Here is an 18,697-nt window from a genome sequence, read left to right as displayed (position 1 = left end):
TTTAAATTTTAAAACAAAAAGCTGTGTAAAATTAAATTTTTTTTTGTTACAATTATATATTTAAAATACTCTAAATATAAAATCAATAAAGGCAAGAAAATATGTATGATGAAAGAATAATCAACACGATGACAGATAAAGTAAACGAACTTTTGGCAAAATACAATGAAGTATGCGAAATCAATGAAAATTTAAGAAATGAATTGGTAAGTGTAAAAGCACAAAATGAAGCTAAAAACAACCAAATCGCACGCTTAGAAGAAGAACTTAAAAATAAAAATATTGAAAGTGAAGATGTGATCAAGAAAATAGAGGCTGTTCTTGGCAAACAATAATCAAAGAAAAGTTACAATCAATGTCTATGCAAAAGACTTTGTTGTAACTTGTAGTAATGAATTTGCAAACCATCTTGAAGATGAAATTGCTCTAATTTCAGGAGGCACAGGCAAGATAGAACTTGCAAATTTCATTAATGCTTTTGTAAAACTTAGCTACGAAAACTATATTTTAAAAAAAGAACTCAATAAACTTATCAATACTATCGATGAAGAAATAAAATAAATGCAAACAAAAAAAGCTTTTACTTTGATAGAGCTTGTTTTTTGTATGATGATTATTGCTATTCTTAGCGCAATTGCCTATCCGTATTTTTCTTTTGGAAAAAATGATGCTAAACTCATTCAGGTAAAAAGTGAGGTAGAGCTTATTAATGCTTCTTTATCCTTACTTAGAAATCAGTTTTTATTTAAAGAAAGTAAGGATTTTCCGGCTATTTTAGATGAAGCTTTGATAAATAGTGAAAATCAAAAATTATTTATATGTTCTAATTCTCAAAATCATAAAAATATAAAACAATGCACTTATAGCGTTTTAGAAAAACCAATCATTTCATCTAAAAAATCGTGGATGAAAATAGCAAACACTCAATATAGATTTTTCATAAATACTAAAAATTACATAGATTTTTCTTATAATAGTGAAAAAGTTTTTTTAGAATGTGTGAGTTTAAATTGTAAGGATTATGGGCTTTGAATTTTTATCAACTTGCTATTAAAGGATATTATTTAGATATCTTAACTTATGAAAGTGAGGAAGAATTTGAAATTTTAGATGAGGTGGTAGTTGATCTTGCAAGGAAAAAAAATCTCAAAGCTATAATCTTACAAAAATGTTCAAAGCCTGATTTTAAAACCCAAGCTATAAAAGAAAAAACAGGTTTTAAGCTAACACAATACCAATATGAACTTGCTCAGTTTATTGCTTATTATTATGCTAGTAAAATAGCTTTTGTTTTGGGCATGTTTGAAAGCATTAAAGAGTATAAAAATGAAAAAATTCATATAGAAAAAGCACCTAGTTTAAGTAAAAACCAGCAAGAGGCTTTGGAATTTATAAAAACCAAACAAACTAGTTTGCTATTTGGTGATACAGGAAGTGGTAAAACTGAAATTTATATTAGCTTGATAAAAGAGCATCTAGAGCAAGGAAAGCAAGTTTTGCTTTTAATGCCAGAAATCGCTCTAACTCCGCAAATGCAAAAAAGATTAAAAGTGTATTTTGGTGAGCATTTTTTCTTGTGGCATTCTAAAATTACTAAGAAAAAAAAGCAAGAATGTTTGCAAGATTTGGCAAATTCAAAAGCTCTTTTAGTGGTGGGAGCTAGGTCGGCTTTGTTTTTGCCTTTTAAGAATTTGGGTTTGATTATTATTGATGAAGAGCATGATAATTCTTATAAAGCTTCTAATAATCCAAAAATCAATGCAAGAGATTTGGCTTTATTTATAGCAAAAAAAATGCATATAAAAGTTCTTTTGGGTTCTGCTACTCCAAGTATTGTGAGTTTTTATAAACATCCTTGTTTTAGACTTAAAGGAACTTTCTTTGAAAGCAAAAAGCAGTTTTTATACGATGAGAGTGAGCTTAGTGTTTCATCAAAATTGCTTTTAGAATTAAAAATTAGCTTAAGAAATAAAAAGCAAGCCGTGGTATTTTTACCTACAAGGGCAAATTTTAGACAAATTTTATGTAAAGAATGTGCTAATACCATTAAATGTCCTTTTTGCTCTATTGCTTTGAGTTTACATAAAAATAAAAATGCATTAAAATGCCACTATTGTAATTTCACTAAAGAAATCGATCAAACCTGCCCAACTTGCAATGGAGTTATGCTTGAAGCTAAAAAAATGGGTACAGCAGAGCTTTGTGAGCTTTTAGAAAAAGAATTAGCTGAGTTTAATCCTATCATAAAAAGATTTGATAGTGATGAGGTTAGCAGTGTAAAAAAGCTTGATATGATTTTAAAAGATTTTAATCAAGAAAAAATTGATATTTTAGTAGGTACTTCCATGCTTGCTAAAGGACATGATTATCATAATGTGGATTTGAGTGTGATTTTGGGTCTTGATGAGTATTTATTTAGACCTAATTTTAAAGCTTTGGAAGAGACTTTGGCTCTTGCTATGCAAGTAGCAGGTCGTGCAGGTCGAAAGGGCGAGGGTAGGGTGCTTTTACAAACTAAGAATAGATCTTTTTTTGAAAAATATATACAAGATTATGATAGCTTTTTAAAAGATGAATTAAATGCTAGAAATGAACTTTACCCTCCATTTAAAAGACTTTTAAGGCTAATTATTGAAGATGAGGATAAAAACAAAGCTTTAAATTTGTGTGAATTTATAGCTAATAAAGTTCAAGAATTAAAACAAGTGCAATTAGTAGGCCATGGTGCTTGTGGCATTGAAATGCTAAATAAGAAATGGCGTTTTTATGTATTATTGCGTGCTAATACTCATCAAGAGCTTGTAAAATTTGAGCATTTTGCCTTAAATTTTAAAAATATTACTTGCGATATAGATCCGGTTGATTTTAGCTAAAGAATTTTTCAAACTCTTGATAATACTTCCATGATTTTACAATATCAGGGCGGAAATTTTTAATATGTATCAGTTCTTTATCTAATATATCTTTGAGTTTCAATCTTGCTGTTTTGTTTTTCTTGAGATAGTCTAATACTTCATCTTCTTTCATAAGATTTGTTTCTGTGTAGTCAACAATTTCTTTGATTGCGTCTAAAAAATTGGATAAGTATTGTTTGATTCTTGCATAATTTTTATGATTTAAAAATTTAGATATTTTATTTTTATCTATATAAATACCAATGTTATTTTTAAGATCATTATTGCTAATGTAGGAAAAAATATTTATTTGTTCGTTGCTTATATGATATCTATTAATAATTAATTTTATTTCACAATCTACTTGAAAAATTAAAGGAAATAAATATCTTATATAACCTCTAAATTCTTTTCTTTTAAAAAGATTTTCATCATTATGGGGGGGGGTAAAATCAAATTTATCTGCCAAGCTAATAAAAGTATTATAAGCTTTTTTTTCGTTTAAATCACACATATCTATATAAGTAATATTGTTTGTGTTAATTTTATTAAGTAGAGTATGCATTATAAAAGTATTTTCTAATAAATTTTCAAAATCATCTTTCATGTAAGTTTTGTTTGGTTTTAAAAAATTAATATATTCTTGGTAGTTAAAATTTAAGTTAAAATTTTGATTATAGTTTCTTTGAACTTTACTCCAATCTCTTCCATATGAATGTTTTAATAAGGATATGGGATCTCGTGTTTGAATTAGTATAGGTATATCACAACTAATTAAATTTAAATATTTATCCAAATCTAAAATATTTGTCTCGGATATATTAATAGCTGTTTGAGAGTATTGAAGAAGTGATTTAAAATTTAAATTATATCTGTAATATCCGTTGTTTGGAGATATCCAAGAAGCAGAGCAATAAACATTGCATGCTTCATTGAGTAGTGTTAAAAAAGCAGCAGCACCAACACCATGAGGGGAAATATAGATAAATTTAGCATTTTCTAGAGGTATGTTTAGTTTCCAAGCAAGTTCTGCACAATAATCACTAGGTTCTATATCGATATTTTTTTGGATTTACTAATGGTGGATAAGTCTTATTTTCATATTGTTTAAAATCGTCACTATTAAGCCAAGCTGTAATATAATTTATATTATCTAGGATAAATTTTTGAAAAAAATAATCTTGATTGGTTTTGAGTGAATTTAATAAAAAATTTGCTTTTTTGCTATCTAAATGAGCTGATAAAAAATTAAGTAATTTTTCCATATTAAATCCTTGATATTTTTAGATTAAATTATTAAAATTATATAAAAATATTTTTAGAGTGATTTTAATGACAAGATATAAAACAAGACAAATAAAAGTAGGTGATGTTTTAATAGGCGGAGATGCTCCTATTTCTGTGCAATCCATGCTTTTTACTAAAACAAGGGATGTTGAAGGTTGTTTAGAACAGCTTAACAGACTTTATTTTGCTGGTGCAAATATAGTGCGTTTAGCCTGTTTGGATATGGCAGATGCAAGAGCTTTAAAAGAAATTAAAGCAAAAAGCCCTTTACCTTTAATAGTGGATATACATTTTAATCATAAGCTAGCAGTTTTTTGTGCTGAATTTATCGATGGGGTAAGAATTAATCCAGGAAATATAGGCTCAAAAGAAAATATCAAAGAAGTGGTACAGGCTTGTAGACAAAGAAAAATTCCTATTAGAATAGGGGTAAATCATGGCTCTATAGAAAAGCAATTTAGCGATAAATATGGCTATAATATAGAGGCTATGCTTGGGAGTGCTTTGTATAATATAAAATTACTCGAAGATTTAGATTTTTTTGATATTAAAATTTCTATGAAAACTTCAGATGTGCAAAATACCATAAAAGCTTATGAGGCTCTAAGACCACTTTGTGATTATCCGTTTCATTTAGGAGTTACTGAGGCAGGGACTAAATTTCATAGTACGGTTAAAAGCTCAATTGCCTTGGGAAATTTGCTTTTAAAAGGTATAGGCGATACGATGAGAGTTTCTATGACAGGGGAGCTTGAAGAAGAGATTAAAGTAGCAAGGGCTATTTTGCAAGATAGCGGAGTACAAAAAAGTGGAGTAAATATCATCTCATGTCCAACTTGTGGAAGAATTCAAAGCGATTTGATTAAAGCGATTAAAATAGTAGAGGAAAAAACTAAACATATAAAAGAGCCATTAAATATAAGTGTTATGGGTTGTGTTGTAAATGCTTTGGGCGAAGCTAAGGGTGCTGATGTGGCGATTGCTTTTGGAAAAAATCAAGGTTTAGTTATAAGACATGGTGAAGTGGTAGCGAAATTAAAAGAAGATGAGCTTGTAGATAGATTTTTACTTGAAGTAGAAGATGAGGCAAAGCTTAGAGAAAAAGATTAATTTTTTTCTAAGTAAGTTTTTTGTGTATTCTGTAATTTTTTAGAAATTTTTACTTTATAAATACTTGGATTTTGGAGTTTTTTTAGTTTAAAATCTAAACCATCAACACTTTTTTTATGATACTCTTGAATATTTTTCAAGTTAGGAAGCTCATAAACTAATTTTCCATCTTTAAAAATAAGCTCGTGTAAAATTTTATATGTATAGCCTTGGTAATTTTTGATACTCTCATCATGTGTATATAAGATATCAAAATTTGCTTTATTGTTTTTATAATACCTTATAAGTTTTTTAAAATGTGGTAAGGTTGTTTTGCTTGAGTTTGCACTGATTTTTATTTTAGGGATGATTTGATCATCTTTTTCAATCGCAACAAGCTTATAAACAGCTCCAAAAATAGGCGAGCTTGCCGAAGTAATAAGCTTTTCTCCTACCCCAAAAACATCGATTGGAGCTTTGTTTTTTAGTAATTTTTCTATGATGAACTCATCTAAAGCATTGCTAACTATGATTTTGCATTTTGTTAAGCTGGCAAGATCTAGTTTTTTTCTAATATATTTAGAGATTTTAAGCAAGTCTCCTGAGTCAATACGGATAGAATAATTTTGCATAGAATTTTGTGCATTTAACTCATTAAAAACCAAAATAGCATTTTCAATACCTTTTTTATAATCATAAGTATCAATCAAAAGACTTATATTATCTTTATAAATTTGACAATATGCCCTAAAAGCACTTAACTCATCATCAAACATTTGTACCCAAGCATGAGACATGGTTCCGCTAATAGGAATATTAAATTTTTTTCCAGCTAAAGTACAAGCACTTGCATGAAAACCGCCTATAAAAGCAGCTCTAGAACCATTTAAAGCCGCGCTTTCTCCATGGGCTCTGCGAGAGCCAAATTCTAAAAGCAATTTTTCTTTTGCAATTTGAGTGATTCTGCCGGCTTTAGTAGCAATTAGGCATTGATGATTTAGGGTTAAAAGTATCAAAGTTTCCAATAATAAAGCCTCTATTATAGGTGCTTTAATGATCATTAAAGGAGTATTAGCAAAAACACATTCACCTTCTTTAATACTTAGTATATCTCCACTAAATTTTAAAGTTGAAAGGTAGTTTAAAAAATCATCACCAAATTTTTGAGTATTTTTCAAAAAATCTATGTCATCTTTAGAGAAAGAAAAATAATTAATATGATCTATGATTTGTTCTAATCCGCAAAAAACAGCGTAAGAAGCATTATCGGGAGCTTTTCTAAAAAAAACTTCAAAATAAACAATTTGCTTATGCATATTTTGTTTAAAATATGCATAAGCCATACTTAGCTCGTAAAAATCACACAATAATGAAGAATTCATATAAGGATTTTTACAAAAATTAATCCATTTGGCGACGTAAGAAAGCAGGAACATCAAGTTGAGAAATCACTTCCTCATCAAATCCGCCGCTAGCTTTACGTAAATTCATATAGCTATTTTTTTTACTTTCTTCTTGTTCTTTAGCGTTTTCTATTTCAGTTTTATCTTCAAAACCTGTAGCAATGATAGTAACTTCAACACGATCGCCCATATTCTCATCAGTAGTTGCACCAAAGATTACTTTCGCATTTTCATCTGCTATATCACTAATGCTTTGAGTGGCTTGTGAAATTTCTATCAATGAGCATTCAGGTCCAATTTTATAGTGAATGATTACGCCTTTAACGCCTTTCATAGTCATGCCATCTAATAATGGAGATTCTATAGCACTTGATAATGCATCCATGATGGCATTTTCACCTTCTCCATGACCCACACCCATTAAAGCCAAACCTCTATGGCTCATAACAGTTCTAACATCAGCAAAGTCAACGTTAATATCGCCATCTTCTAAAAGGATAGACACCATACCCCTAACAGCTCTAGCTAAGATATCATCTACTAGTTTAAATGCTTCTTTTATACCTGCTTTTTTTGGAAGTATGCTAAGAAGTTTTTCATTTTGGATTACAATGATAGAATCACTTTCTTTTTTTAATTCAGCCAAGCCAGTTTCGGCTAATTTTTTTCTTTGTTTTCCTTCAAATGTAAAAGGCATAGTCACAACTGAAACTGTTAGTGCACCTACTTCTTTAGCAGCTTGTGCTACAACAGGAGCCGCACCTGTACCAGTTCCACCACCAAGTCCTGCTGAAATAAAAACAATATCGCTTTGACTTAAAGCCGCTTTTACTTCTTCAAAACTCTCTCTAGCGCTTTCTGCTCCAATTTCTGGTTGCATTCCTGCACCTAGACCTTTTGTTTTCTTTTCGCCTAGTTGAATTCTAGTTTTTGCTAAAGATTTTGCTATAGCTTGTGCATCGGTGTTTGCTGAGATAAGATCAAGATCATGTAAGCCCATGTTTACCATATGATCTATCATATTACCGCCACCGCCACCGCAGCCTATGACTTTTATTTTTGCGCCTTTTGCGTGTTGCATTTCTTCTACTAGATATTCGCTCATTGTATCTCCTATTAGAACTGGTTTATTAATTTATTCCAAAATTTATGCATAAAACTTGATTTTTTATCTTTTTTGCTTTCAACTTTTGTTAATTCTGTTTTTTCATCTTCAAGGTTTTTTTGATCTTGGAAAATTTCTTCAAAATCTTTATTTTCTTCTTTTTCATGCTCTTCTATGGTAAGATTTTGCTTGATCTGTTTATTGATAAACTCAGGCTCTCCTTTGTATCTTAGTTTCTCATTAGAATCTAACTCATAAGGAGTAAAATGTCCACCACCATATAAGCAAAGACCTATAGCACAGCTATTTTCTGAATCCTCAAAAATTTCTTTAAAGCCATCCATAGTATATTTTTTTGCGGTCGCTATTCTAACAGCTTTATTATCAAAATAAGCTGAAGCAAGTTTGTCAAGTCCTGTAAATTTTGTCATTCCCCCAGTTAATACTATGCCAGCTCCTGCTAAATTGGCACATGCATTATCACTTAGCATTTTTGCTAAAATAATAATAGTTTCTTCAATTCTTGCATAAATAACATTAGATATAACTTCCACCGAAACTTCATTTTTTCTTTTTTCATCACCCATATATGGAATTTGTATAATAGAGTTTTCATTTTGTGCCAAAGATGCATAATTTAATTTTAGTTTTTCAGCTTCTTTTGGCGGGGTATGTAAGGCAATTGATAAGTCGTTGGTGATATTTACTGATCCAATCTGTAAGCATTCATTATAGCGTATGGAATTGCCCGCATGAATGACCATATCACAAACCGCTCCACCCATGTCAATTAAAATAGCACCTAATTCTTTTTCACTATCGTCAAAGCATGCAATAGAAGAAGCATATCCTGAAAGAACGATATTATCTACTCTAAGATCAGCAAGCTCCATGGCTTTTTTTAGATTTTTAATATGCACCTCTTGTGAGATTACAATATGTGTAGAAACTTCAAGGCGATTTCCACTCATTCCTAAAGGATCTTCAACATGCTCAAGATCATTTACCTTGAAATTGTAAGGCAATACATGAATGATTTCATATCCGCTAGGTATATTTGCAGTATGTTTTGCTGTACTTACTGCTCTATGAATTTCTTTGATGCCTATTTCGTGATTGGGTATATTAACCACACCTATGCTATCAACACTCTTAGCATATGCTCCCGAAATAGATACGATCACTTTGTCATAATGCACACCTGACATCATTTGTGCATCAGCTACCGCCTCTTCTATAGATTTTGAAGCAAGCTCTATATTAGTAATTGCTCCTTTTTTTATACCATTTGATTTTGATTTTCCAAAACCAATGATTTTAAGTCCTTCTTCGCTTTTTTGTGCTAATATGGCACAAGTTTGTATTGAGCCTAAATCAATTCCTAAAATATTCAATTTGTATTTCCTTTATAATAGCGTTGAATTGGATATAATTCTATAAGTTTTTTTAATAATTCTTCCTTAAGCAAAGCTTGTTTAGTTTGTTTAGCGCTTTGCTCTATGATAAATTTATAAATTTCTTCTTTATTTTTATTTTCTAAAGTTTGCTTTGTAATTTTATAAACTATTGCTTTATCATCAAATAATACATAAGATTTAGCTTTGTTTGAATCAAATACATGCATTAAAAACTCGCTAAATTCAGTATCATTCATCATATTTCCTACTTTTGCATTTTTACTTGAGTCGCGACTATAAGTACCTATGTCTATACCTTGGAAATTATCTAAAGCAAACTTTGCTTTTTCTTCTAATAAGGCTTTGGTTTTTTCTTTGATGTAAAGCTTGCTTATTTCATTTTTAGCTTGCTCAAAAGTCATGGTTTGTATAGGATTTATTTTTATAATCTTTGCAACCATATAGCCATTTTCAAATTGAAATGGTTTAATAAAATCATTTTCTTTGGATTTTTGTATATTTTCTAAAGGATAATAAATATCTACATCGCTAATGGTGATATTTTTATCAAAATTAAGTTCGTTTTTTCTTAAAGCCACATAGCTTTCATTGGCTTTTAATTTTAGCTTAGAAAGTTTTAGATCTTTTATCACTTGTGTTTTGCTTTGTTCATAGCTTAAGATTTTTCCTGCAAAGTCTTTGTAATTATTTTTGTTTTCTTCGTAGTATGCTTGAATTTCTTTATCATCCACTGCTATTAAGTCAGGTTTTAAAAAGTAAGTTGCAAGCTCGTAATTTTTTTGTGTCTTATAAAGTTCTTTGTTTTTCTCCCAAACTTGTTTTAACTCTTTTTCATCAATTGTTATGTTTTTATTATCAAGTGTTATAGCTTGAATCTTTAAACTATCTTGCATTAAAAAACTTGCACCAAACATATCAAGCTCATTTGGTTTGATTTTTAAATTTAAAATAGCATTGATTTTTTTAAGTAATAGCTCATCATGAATGATTTTTTCATAAGTTTTTGGTGTATAGTTGTTTCTTGCAAGAAGATTATAATATAAATTTTTATCAAAAACACCTGAAGCATTATGAAAGATTTTTTGATGTGCTAAATCATAAGCAATTTCTTCCTCACTCACATTTAAACCTAAGGTTTTGGCATAAGAAAGCAGTAGTTTTTCTTGTATAAGTTCATTGATAGCTTGGGTATCTAAGCCATCTTTTTGTGCTTGCTCTTGTGTATAGTTACCATTATTTAGCTGAGAATAATAGCCAAATAATTGAGAATATTTAAGATTAAACTCATCGTAGCTTATTTTTTCATCACCTACTTTTGCAACAGAGTTGGATCTATCAGTGTTAAAATCATAACTTCCCCAACCAACAAAACCTGCTCCAACAAACGCAATAACACTAACCCAAATAGTAACAACTAAATACTTTTTATGATGCTGCATCCAAGTGAGCATTTTTACCCCAATTCATAATTAATTAAATTAAACCATAAATTATAGGTAATTTGTGATTAATAAAAGATTAATTTTATAAATTTTTTATGATAAATTTGTTTCAGCAAGATGGATAACTTTACAAGAATTTTCAATTAAATCTATAATTTTACCTAATTCGTAACTTGTTCTACCATAAGCAAAGATACCATAACCTCTTACAACAACAAAATTTTGCTTTTGTTCTAGCATATAACGATAAATTTCAGTTTGCGATCTATCCTCCCAATCTTCATAATTTTTAGGATTATAAATTCGAATTTCTTTTAAAAAAATTTCACCAAAATAATCCTGAGGTATTATAAAATCGTGATTTAAACTCATTGATAAAGTGTAAGTTGGGCAAGCAAAACATACAAATTTAGCTTCAGGTATATTCTCATATATACTTTTATGGATTTCAGAATCACTACTAGCTTCACTCCAACTGTAGTCTTTTGCAAATTTTAAAATGCTTAGATTTTTTTCATCTAACTGATTTAAAAAAGTGTCGTTTTTGTTTATAATAAAAAAACTTTGAGATAGTTTTGCTGAAACCGATCCGTGGCAAATTCCAAAAAATTTTTTTTTAAACATTGAAGTAGAAAGCATTTTAATTTGTGAAATGATATTTTCTTTATTCATTGAAAACCTTGTTTTAAACTTAACTAAGATATTATACTAAAAAATTTTAAAAGGTTTATTTTGCAAAGTCCACATATTCCCGTTTTATTACAAGAAGTTTTAGATATTTTTAGTGATTTTGATAGTGGAGATTTTTTAGATTGTACTTTAGGCTATGGAGGGCATTCTAAAGCATTATTGCAAGCTCATGAGAAACTAAGATTAATTGCTTGTGATAAAGATTTAGAAGCTTTAAATTTTTCTAAAGAATTTTTAAAAAAATTTCAAGATAGGATAAGTTTTAATCATATAGGCTTTAAAGATATTTTAACTCAAATTTCAACGCAAAACTTAAGAGGAATTTTAGCTGATATTGGTGTATCTTCTTTGCAGCTTGATAAAAATGATAGAGGTTTTTCACTAAATTCTGATTTTTTAGATATGAGAATGGATCAAAATAACCCTTTAAGTGCTAAAGAAGTGGTAAATTCTTATAGCAAGGAAACTTTGGAGCGAATTTTTAAAGACTATGGAGATTTAGCACCAGTTGCTTCAATGCTTGCTCAAAAAATCATCAATGCAAGAAGTCAAAAAGAAATTACAAGTGCAAAGGAATTGAGCCAAATTATAGGAAATGCTAAGTTAAAAGGACGCAATGTGTCTTTAGTTTTGCTTGTATTTCAGGCTTTACGCATAGAAGTAAATAATGAACTTGGTGAGTTAAAATTCTTACTTGAAAACATAGAAAAAGCAAAATTAAAAGATTGTAAATTAGCTATTATTAGTTTTCATTCTTTGGAAGATAGGATAGTAAAAAATACTTTTAAAAGATGGGAAAAAGACTGCATTTGCGATGAAAGAGCCATAAAATGTGAATGTGGTAAAGGACATAGTCTTGGTAAAATTTTAAGTAAAAAAGCTATAAGTGCCTCTAAAGAAGAAATAAGTTATAATAGTAGATCAAGTTGTGCGAAAATGAGAATTTTTTATTTTAGGTAAATAATGATTGAAGATGATTTTTTGAAAGAAAAACAAAATATACGCGAAAAAATGTTGAAATATTCTAGGGCTATTAAAGAAGGTAGGCCTTACGAAAAGCAAAATTTTAATGAAAGCGATTGTATATTAAAAAATAGAATACAGCGTAAAAAAAGACCTAAATTTACGGATTTTGATGAAGAATATGAAGAAAAACCTAAAAAACAATCTGCCATTTATTTAAAAGAAGATTTGATTAATGTTAAATTAGAAGAAAAAAAGCCTTTTAAATTGCAACTTAATTTTTTCAAAAAGCAAAAAGAAAAATCCGATAAAAAAAATATTACAAATTCTAAAACGATTAAAAACAATAAATCAACACAAGAAGCAAAAAAAACAGAAAAAAAGCAAGAAAGTAAAGATTCTATTCAAATATCTAAAATTCTTACTCAAAGTAATGTTTTTGTCACTTCAAAATTTCAAGATTTAAAAGAAAAAAGAAAAGAAAAAAATAAACTTAAACAAGAAGCAAAAGAGCAAAAAAAAATAGAATATGAAAGAATCAAAAAAGCACAAGAAGAGTTAAGAGAAAAAGAAAGACTTGCCAAAGAAGAGCAAAGAATTTTAGAGGAAAAAGTAAGACTTGAAGAAAATCAAGAATACAACCAAGAAGACAAATATGATCTTTTAGATAGTATAGTTAGTGAAGAAAACAAAAATTTAAGTCCTAAAAATTTACTCTATGTTGGATTAATGATAGCTTTTGCCTTGCTTGTGTTTTTCCCACAAATTTATATTAGAAATCAAATTTACTATATTAGTAGAGATATCGCTGACTTAAGATCACAAGAGCTTGTTTTAGATGAGGAAAATAAAGAACTCCAAAGACAGCTTGAAGCGCTGTATTTTCAAAATCAAGTTTTGGATTTTCTTGATTAGTTTTGTGTTTGAATGATTTTTTCTAAAACGTATTGTTCGAGTTGATTTTTTGGAATTTCTTCCTTGATGGCTTGATTGTAAATATTTTCCGCTATTTTGGAGTATTTTTCATATGCAAAATACGGAAAATGCAAAGCCCATGCTTTTTTTAATAATCTTTTGCTGATGATTTTTCTTGTATAAATTTTAAAAATATCATAACCTATAAAAATACATGCAGTCACTAAAACAGCGCTTAAAATACTAATATGAAAATCAATAATAGTCAAAAAATAATGTGTAATCACCAACATAGGTACTAAAATCGCAATACAAAAAAGAGTATATATAAGGTAAGAATTAAAAACCCTAAATTTAAAATTTAACTTTGCTGGATCGACCATCATACCTTCATTTAATAAAGCATTAGCTTCAAGCAGGTCTTTTAGATTGACTGGTTGGTTTGAAACTTTAAAAATAAATTTTAAAATAAATTCTTGAATTTTCATTGTTTTACCTATTTTTGATATTTTTGTGATTTTAACATTTTTGTTTTTAAATAAACTAAATTTTAAGTCTTGTAAATGAAATCTTGTGTTAAAATTTATCTTATTTTGTAATGAAAGAGTAAAATGGCAGATTCTAGATTGATGATGAATGTTAAGGGTGTTGCTAAAAGTTTTATACCTAGAAGAATTTATCAAAATCAGCTTAGCAATATTTTCAATGAAATATTAAAATCAAAACATTTAGATCATATTATCAGCCGTGTGAATTATTATAATTTACAAAATGATTTTTTTGATATAAAAAGTTTAGATTGCTATGAAAAAATAGGCAAATTACCTTTTAAAAAAACTTCTTATGCTTATGATGCTTATGCGATTAGTAAGTATTATGATGATGATTTGTTGTGGATTAAAGGTTTTGGTGATATTAGTTATAACCTTAAATACCCAAGTATAGCTAAATCAAGACCTATTAAAGAAGGTTGTAATAATATCATCTTAAAATTAGATAAAAATAGACATTTTGATTTTATACAAGATCAGTATGTTTTTGAAGATAAAAAAGATCTTCTTTTTTTCAGAGGTGCGATCTATCAACCACATCGTATTCGTTTTTTTGAAAAGTACTTCAATCACGATCGTTGTGATATTGCTCACGTTGGGGATAGAAAAATTCATGCAGAAAAGTGGATAAAAAATTTAAACTTTAAAATCAGCAGGTCTTATCAAACCCAATTTAAATTTTTACTTTCTTTGGAGGGTAATGATGTAGCTAGTAATCTAAAATGGGCTATGAAAACTAATTCCTTGGTCTTAGCACCAAAAATGCGCTATGAAACATGGTTTATGGAAGGTAGATTGGTTCCAAATGAACATTTTGCTTTAATTGATGATGATTATGAAAATGTAGAGGCTTTGATGGATTATTATCTAAGTTATCCAAATCAAGCAAAAGAAATCATACAAAATGCCCATGCTTACATAGAGCAATTTTTAGATGAGAAATTAGAATTTTATATAGGTATTTTGGTTTTGGCGAAATATTTTTATTATTCAAATCAAATCACTTTGCCACAGGCTATTGTGGATTTATTTGACTAAAAGGAGAACTGATGCAAGAAAAAGAGATTGTTTTTTTAAACGGCGAGTTTTTAAAGGCCAATGAAGCCAAGGTCAGCATTTTTGATCGGGGTTTTATCTTTGGAGATGGAATTTATGAGGTGGTTCCTGTAGTAAGTGCAAAAATAGCAGATAAGGAAGAATTTTGGGAGCGTTTTGAGCGTAGTTTGGCGCAAATTGATCTTAAAATACCTTATACAAAAGAAGAATTTGAAGCCATTTTAACACAACTAACAACAAGCAATTTACTTCAAGAAGGTGGAGTTTATATGCAAGTTACTAGAGGGGTTGGTAGCAGAAATTTTGCACTTTTAAAAGGTTTAGAGCCTACCATCATGGCTTTTGCTTTTGAAAGTAAAGTGCTAGATCATGAATTAGCTAAAAATGGAGTAAATATTATCTCTACGGTTGATTTAAGATGGAAAAGAAGAGATATTAAGTCTATATCTTTATTAGCACAGTGTCTTGCAAAAGAAGAAGCGGTAAAAGCCAAAGCTTTTGAAGCATTTATGGTGGAAAATTCTTTCGTTACTGAAGCTTCGAGTAGTTCAGCTTTTATTATTAAAAATGATACTTTGATCACCAAGCCTTTTTCAAATGAAATCTTACCAGGAATTCGTCGTAAAAATATTTTAAAATTTGCAAAAGAATTGGGTCTTAAAATAGAACAAAGAGCTTTTAATATGAAAGAAGTATATGAAGCAGATGAAGTGTTTATCTCTGCGGCTACTTTTTTGATTTTAGGTGTTGTGAAAGCAGATAGCAAAGTCATAAAAGATGGTAAAGTAGGATTTTATACTCAAAAACTAAGGGAAAAATATATTGAAAAAATTCAAAATGAAGTAATGTTATAAAATTTATATCAGTTCTTTTTTTGTTAGACTGGGCTTATTTTAGATAGTATTTTATTTCAAAATAAGCCCTAAGCAGTTTTGTACACACAAACTCATCTAAACTCCCATGGGAAATTTCTAAAATCATTTTTGAAAATAAAAATAATAAAAACTAAGGTATAAAAGTTGTTTTTATGATAAAAATAAATAAAAAATAAATAAATAAGATTAAAATGATAATTTTTTATTTTATTTTGTGCATAAAAACATTTTTTGCAGTAAATTTAATCTTTTCTCTAAGAAATAAATAATGATAATGTTTATCTAAAATTAAGAAAGGGGGTACTATACTTCTAACTATGATTTTAAAAATGAATATCAATTCGGAGTAAAATAGTGTTTAAAAAAATAAGTATATTGATGATTTTTTTATTTTGTTCTATTGTATATGCTAGAGAAATTGACTATCAAAAAGAAGCTCAAGCGATTAAGCAAATTTTAGATGAAAGTGTGCTTTTATACAAAGAAGATAAAAATTTAGAAGCAAAAAAGAAAGCTGAAGATGCTTACTTTCAGCATTTTGAAACCATGGAGGGTTCTATAGGGCGTAATGTTGGAAGAAAAGTTATTGTAATGGAGCGTAAATTTGTCAACTTAAGAAAAATGTATAAAGATAAAGAAGATTTTTCTAAGATTGAAGCATTAATTAGTAGTTTGTATTTTGACTTAGATGAGGTTGTGCCTATTTTAGAGAAGGGTTTTCAACTTAAAGCTGAAGCAAGCGATGTCAATTATGACAAAAAAGCAGCCGAGGATTCATCTTTAAAAGCAGAAAAAGCACGCCAAGCGCAAGCAGAAGCAATGTTTGCTGCATTGCTTGGAGAGAAGGTTGAAGGTCAAGCTACACAAAGTTCGCAAGCAAGTAGCGCAAATTCTCAAGAACAAAATGCTAATGATGATACTTTATTAGCATTGCAAGAAGCTTCTGCTATGGATGCAAGATTGCAATTTTTGATGGATTCGATGATTTCGAAATTAGATCAGGCTGCATTAGCTTTTATCAACAAAGATAATCAAAAAGCTAAAGACTTGATCCAATCTGCTTTGTTTGATGATTATAGAAATTCTAAAGTTGAGGTTTTGGTCGCAAGATACACCAAAGCAGGTATTGATAAAAAAATTCAAACCAAACTTCGAACGATCATTAGACAAATCAACGCTAATACCTTAAACGAAAAAGCCATAAGAGATGAAATTTCAACTATATCAGATCTGCTTTATGAAGCCTTTTTGGATCTTCCTAAAGAAGAATTAGCTTTACTTCAGGTTAAAGGCTTTGATGAAAGTGTTATGAGCACTAAAAACTATACTAAAGTATATGATGATATAAAAATTGCACTTAATAATATTTTACAAAATTATGATGGTTTTAATTTAAATAGCATAGATGCTTTACAAAATGTTTATTTGGATATTTTTGAAGCAAGTGGCATGGAAAGTAAAATTGGTGCTATTGATAGTGCTTTAAAATTAAAAATAGAAAGTTATTTTTCAAAAGGCGTTGCTTTGATTAAAGCGAGTGCTTCTAAAGAAGAATTAAAACAAAATTTTGATGAATTAAGTGCGTTGATAGAAGGATCATTAGATAAAATTCAAGAATCATCGCCTATGTCGTTGTTTATATGGGCTTTGGGTATTATCTTAAGAGAAGGCTTGGAAGCTTTAATTATCATCGTGGCTATTGTTTCTTATCTAGTTCAAAGTGGCAATAAAAAGCGTTTAAGTATAGTGTATTCAGCACTTTGGAGCGGAGTGTTTTTAAGTTTTGTGACAGCATTTTTTATATCATGGATTTTCAAAGAACAAGCTGGACAAAGTAGAGAATTACTAGAAGGTATCACCATGCTTGTTGCAGTGGCGTTGCTTTTTTATGTTGGTTTTTGGCTTTTATCAAATGCACAAAATAAAAAATGGGCAAACTATGTTAAAACCCAAGCAGTGGAAGCCATCTCGAATAATTCAGCAAAAACACTATGGTTTAGTGTATTTTTAGCTGTATATAGAGAAGGTGCTGAAACTATTCTTTTTTATCAAGCATTGTTGTTTGATGCAAAAACAAGCATAGATTATAGTTTTATATTTATAGGTTTAGGTAGCGGTTTAGTTATACTTGTCATACTTTATTATTTATTAAAAGCTGGTGCGTTAAAAATACCAGTAAAACAATTTTTCTATATTACTTCATATATTATATTTTATATGGTTTTTGTCTTTACGGGCAAAGGCATCGGTGAACTTATAGAAGCTAAGGTTATCACCCCAAGCTTGCTTCCTTTTGATTTTGAAGGAATTTTATGGCTTGGAATTTATCCTTACTATGAGAGCATCATACCACAGTTTATGGTTTTAATCTTACTCGTTATGGGTATTTTTATAACAAAGCAAATTTCAAATAAAAAGGGGAAAATATGAAAAAAACTTTATTAAGTTTAGGTGCAGCAGCGAGCATTTTAGCTAGCTCGGTTTTCGCAGCAGAGGTGCCAATTGGTGATCCATATGAGTTAAATGGTATGGAGATTGCAGCGGTTTATTTGCAACCAATCGAAATGGAACCAAGAGGAATTGATCTTGCAGCAAGTTTAGCAGATATTCACCTTGAAGCAGACATCCATGCATTAAAAGGCAATAAAAACGGTTTTCCAGAAGGATTTTGGATCCCTTATTTATCTGTTGCATACAAACTTACTAACCTTGACAATGGTAAAGTAAAAACAGGAACACTTATGCCTATGGTAGCAGATGATGGCCCTCACTATGGTGCTAACATTAAAATGGATACAGGTATAGGAAATTATGAGTTGGTATTTTTGATTGAAAATCCAGAAAAGCAAGGCTTTGGACGTCATGTTGATAAAGAAACAGGTGTTGGTAAGTGGTTTGAGCCATTTTCAGTTAAATACAACTTCAAATACACAGGTAAACCAAAGTGATTTTTCCCTAGCTTTTGCTAGGGTTTATTTATGAAATTATTGATTTTATAAATAAATTCTA

19 protein-coding genes are annotated in these 18,697 nt (G+C 29.3%); 11 read left to right on the top strand and 8 right to left on the bottom strand.

The features are described 5' to 3' along the window. The first annotated feature begins 101 nt into the window (after positions 1-101). Genes CSUB8523_RS07350 through CSUB8523_RS07335 form a run of 4 tightly spaced genes read left to right on the top strand, consistent with a single transcriptional unit; the run spans position 102 to position 2,873 of the window. Positions 102-335, top strand: coding sequence for a hypothetical protein (locus CSUB8523_RS07350; protein WP_012661890.1), 234 nt, complete (start codon positions 102-104; stop codon positions 333-335). Beyond that, complete coding sequence (locus tag CSUB8523_RS07345) at positions 322-561, top strand: hypothetical protein (protein ID WP_012661889.1); 240 nt, start codon at positions 322-324, stop codon at positions 559-561. Before CSUB8523_RS07350 ends, CSUB8523_RS07345 begins: the two co-directional genes overlap by 14 nt. Continuing rightward, positions 562-1,032 carry a type II secretion system protein gene (locus tag CSUB8523_RS07340; RefSeq protein WP_039664373.1) on the top strand — a complete coding sequence of 157 codons (471 nt, stop codon included), beginning with the start codon at positions 562-564 and terminating at the stop codon, positions 1,030-1,032. It begins immediately after the preceding gene. After that, the gene (locus tag CSUB8523_RS07335; protein ID WP_043020072.1) at positions 1,029-2,873 is read left to right on the top strand and encodes a primosomal protein N'; all 1,845 of its coding nucleotides are present in this window, start codon (positions 1,029-1,031) and stop codon (positions 2,871-2,873) included. The genes CSUB8523_RS07340 and CSUB8523_RS07335 overlap by 4 nt, the downstream gene beginning before the upstream one ends. Here the strand turns inward: CSUB8523_RS07335 and CSUB8523_RS09845 are convergent. Together CSUB8523_RS09845 and CSUB8523_RS09840 are read right to left on the bottom strand one after the other, a co-directional pair. Next, complete coding sequence (locus tag CSUB8523_RS09845; protein ID WP_148308434.1) at positions 2,866-3,690, bottom strand: DUF2972 domain-containing protein; 825 nt, start codon at positions 3,688-3,690, stop codon at positions 2,866-2,868. The genes CSUB8523_RS07335 and CSUB8523_RS09845 overlap by 8 nt on opposite strands. 247 nt (positions 3,691-3,937) lie before the next feature. Continuing rightward, a complete protein-coding gene (locus tag CSUB8523_RS09840; RefSeq protein ID WP_052243688.1) occupies positions 3,938-4,159 on the bottom strand; it encodes a hypothetical protein in 222 nt (73 codons plus the stop codon). A gap of 67 nt (positions 4,160-4,226) precedes the next feature. On the opposite strand from CSUB8523_RS09840, the gene ispG reads away from it, so the two are divergent. Next, a complete protein-coding gene (gene ispG / locus CSUB8523_RS07325; protein WP_043020071.1) occupies positions 4,227-5,291 on the top strand; it encodes a flavodoxin-dependent (E)-4-hydroxy-3-methylbut-2-enyl-diphosphate synthase in 1,065 nt (354 codons plus the stop codon). On the opposite strand, the gene CSUB8523_RS07320 is transcribed toward ispG, so the two are convergent. The 5 genes from CSUB8523_RS07320 to CSUB8523_RS07300 form a co-directional block, all read right to left on the bottom strand. Beyond that, entirely contained in the window at positions 5,288-6,652 is a 1,365-nt protein-coding gene (locus CSUB8523_RS07320; protein WP_039664369.1) for a nicotinate phosphoribosyltransferase, read from the bottom strand. The two genes, ispG and CSUB8523_RS07320, sit on opposite strands and share 4 nt — an antisense overlap. Before the next feature lie 19 nt (positions 6,653-6,671). Continuing rightward, positions 6,672-7,778 (bottom strand): cell division protein FtsZ, encoded by a 1,107-nt coding sequence (gene ftsZ, locus CSUB8523_RS07315; RefSeq protein ID WP_039664368.1) that lies wholly within the window; start codon positions 7,776-7,778, stop codon positions 6,672-6,674. 11 nt (positions 7,779-7,789) lie between these two features. Continuing rightward, a complete protein-coding gene (gene ftsA / locus CSUB8523_RS07310; RefSeq protein WP_039664367.1) occupies positions 7,790-9,172 on the bottom strand; it encodes a cell division protein FtsA in 1,383 nt (460 codons plus the stop codon). Then, positions 9,169-10,647, bottom strand: coding sequence for a peptidylprolyl isomerase (locus CSUB8523_RS07305; RefSeq protein ID WP_043020070.1), 1,479 nt, complete (start codon positions 10,645-10,647; stop codon positions 9,169-9,171). Before CSUB8523_RS07305 ends, ftsA begins: the two co-directional genes overlap by 4 nt. An 84-nt stretch (positions 10,648-10,731) precedes the next feature. Beyond that, the gene (locus CSUB8523_RS07300) at positions 10,732-11,310 is read right to left on the bottom strand and encodes a class II aldolase and adducin N-terminal domain-containing protein (protein WP_043020069.1); all 579 of its coding nucleotides are present in this window, start codon (positions 11,308-11,310) and stop codon (positions 10,732-10,734) included. Positions 11,311-11,370: 60 nt separating this feature from the next. On the opposite strand from CSUB8523_RS07300, the gene rsmH reads away from it, so the two are divergent. Together rsmH and CSUB8523_RS10485 are read left to right on the top strand one after the other, a co-directional pair. After that, the gene (rsmH, locus tag CSUB8523_RS07295; protein WP_039664364.1) at positions 11,371-12,288 is read left to right on the top strand and encodes a 16S rRNA (cytosine(1402)-N(4))-methyltransferase RsmH; all 918 of its coding nucleotides are present in this window, start codon (positions 11,371-11,373) and stop codon (positions 12,286-12,288) included. Between the two features lie 3 nt (positions 12,289-12,291). After that, a complete protein-coding gene (locus tag CSUB8523_RS10485; protein ID WP_043020068.1) occupies positions 12,292-13,206 on the top strand; it encodes a hypothetical protein in 915 nt (304 codons plus the stop codon). On the opposite strand, the gene CSUB8523_RS07285 is transcribed toward CSUB8523_RS10485, so the two are convergent. Continuing rightward, positions 13,203-13,694 (bottom strand): hypothetical protein, encoded by a 492-nt coding sequence (locus tag CSUB8523_RS07285; protein ID WP_043020067.1) that lies wholly within the window; start codon positions 13,692-13,694, stop codon positions 13,203-13,205. The genes CSUB8523_RS10485 and CSUB8523_RS07285 overlap by 4 nt on opposite strands. A gap of 123 nt (positions 13,695-13,817) precedes the next feature. On the opposite strand from CSUB8523_RS07285, the gene CSUB8523_RS07280 reads away from it, so the two are divergent. The 4 genes from CSUB8523_RS07280 (at position 13,818) to CSUB8523_RS07265 (ending at position 18,636) form a co-directional block, all read left to right on the top strand. Then, positions 13,818-14,795 carry a glycosyl transferase family 90 gene (locus CSUB8523_RS07280; RefSeq protein WP_043020066.1) on the top strand — a complete coding sequence of 326 codons (978 nt, stop codon included), beginning with the start codon at positions 13,818-13,820 and terminating at the stop codon, positions 14,793-14,795. An 11-nt stretch (positions 14,796-14,806) separates the two neighbouring features. Further along, positions 14,807-15,667 (top strand): D-amino acid aminotransferase, encoded by an 861-nt coding sequence (locus tag CSUB8523_RS07275; protein ID WP_043020065.1) that lies wholly within the window; start codon positions 14,807-14,809, stop codon positions 15,665-15,667. A 399-nt stretch (positions 15,668-16,066) separates the two neighbouring features. Next, complete coding sequence (locus CSUB8523_RS07270; protein ID WP_043020064.1) at positions 16,067-18,118, top strand: ferrirhodotorulic acid transporter inner membrane protein; 2,052 nt, start codon at positions 16,067-16,069, stop codon at positions 18,116-18,118. Next, positions 18,115-18,636 (top strand): ferrirhodotorulic acid transporter, periplasmic binding protein, encoded by a 522-nt coding sequence (locus CSUB8523_RS07265; protein ID WP_039664358.1) that lies wholly within the window; start codon positions 18,115-18,117, stop codon positions 18,634-18,636. Before CSUB8523_RS07270 ends, CSUB8523_RS07265 begins: the two co-directional genes overlap by 4 nt. Positions 18,637-18,697: the final 61 nt, after the last annotated feature.

Source organism: Campylobacter subantarcticus LMG 24377 (genome assembly GCF_000816305.1).
Classification (GTDB): Bacteria; Campylobacterota; Campylobacteria; order Campylobacterales; family Campylobacteraceae; genus Campylobacter_D; species Campylobacter_D subantarcticus.
The sequence above is the reverse complement of the archived record's forward strand: the minus strand, read 5'-3'. Positions and strand labels throughout refer to the sequence as shown.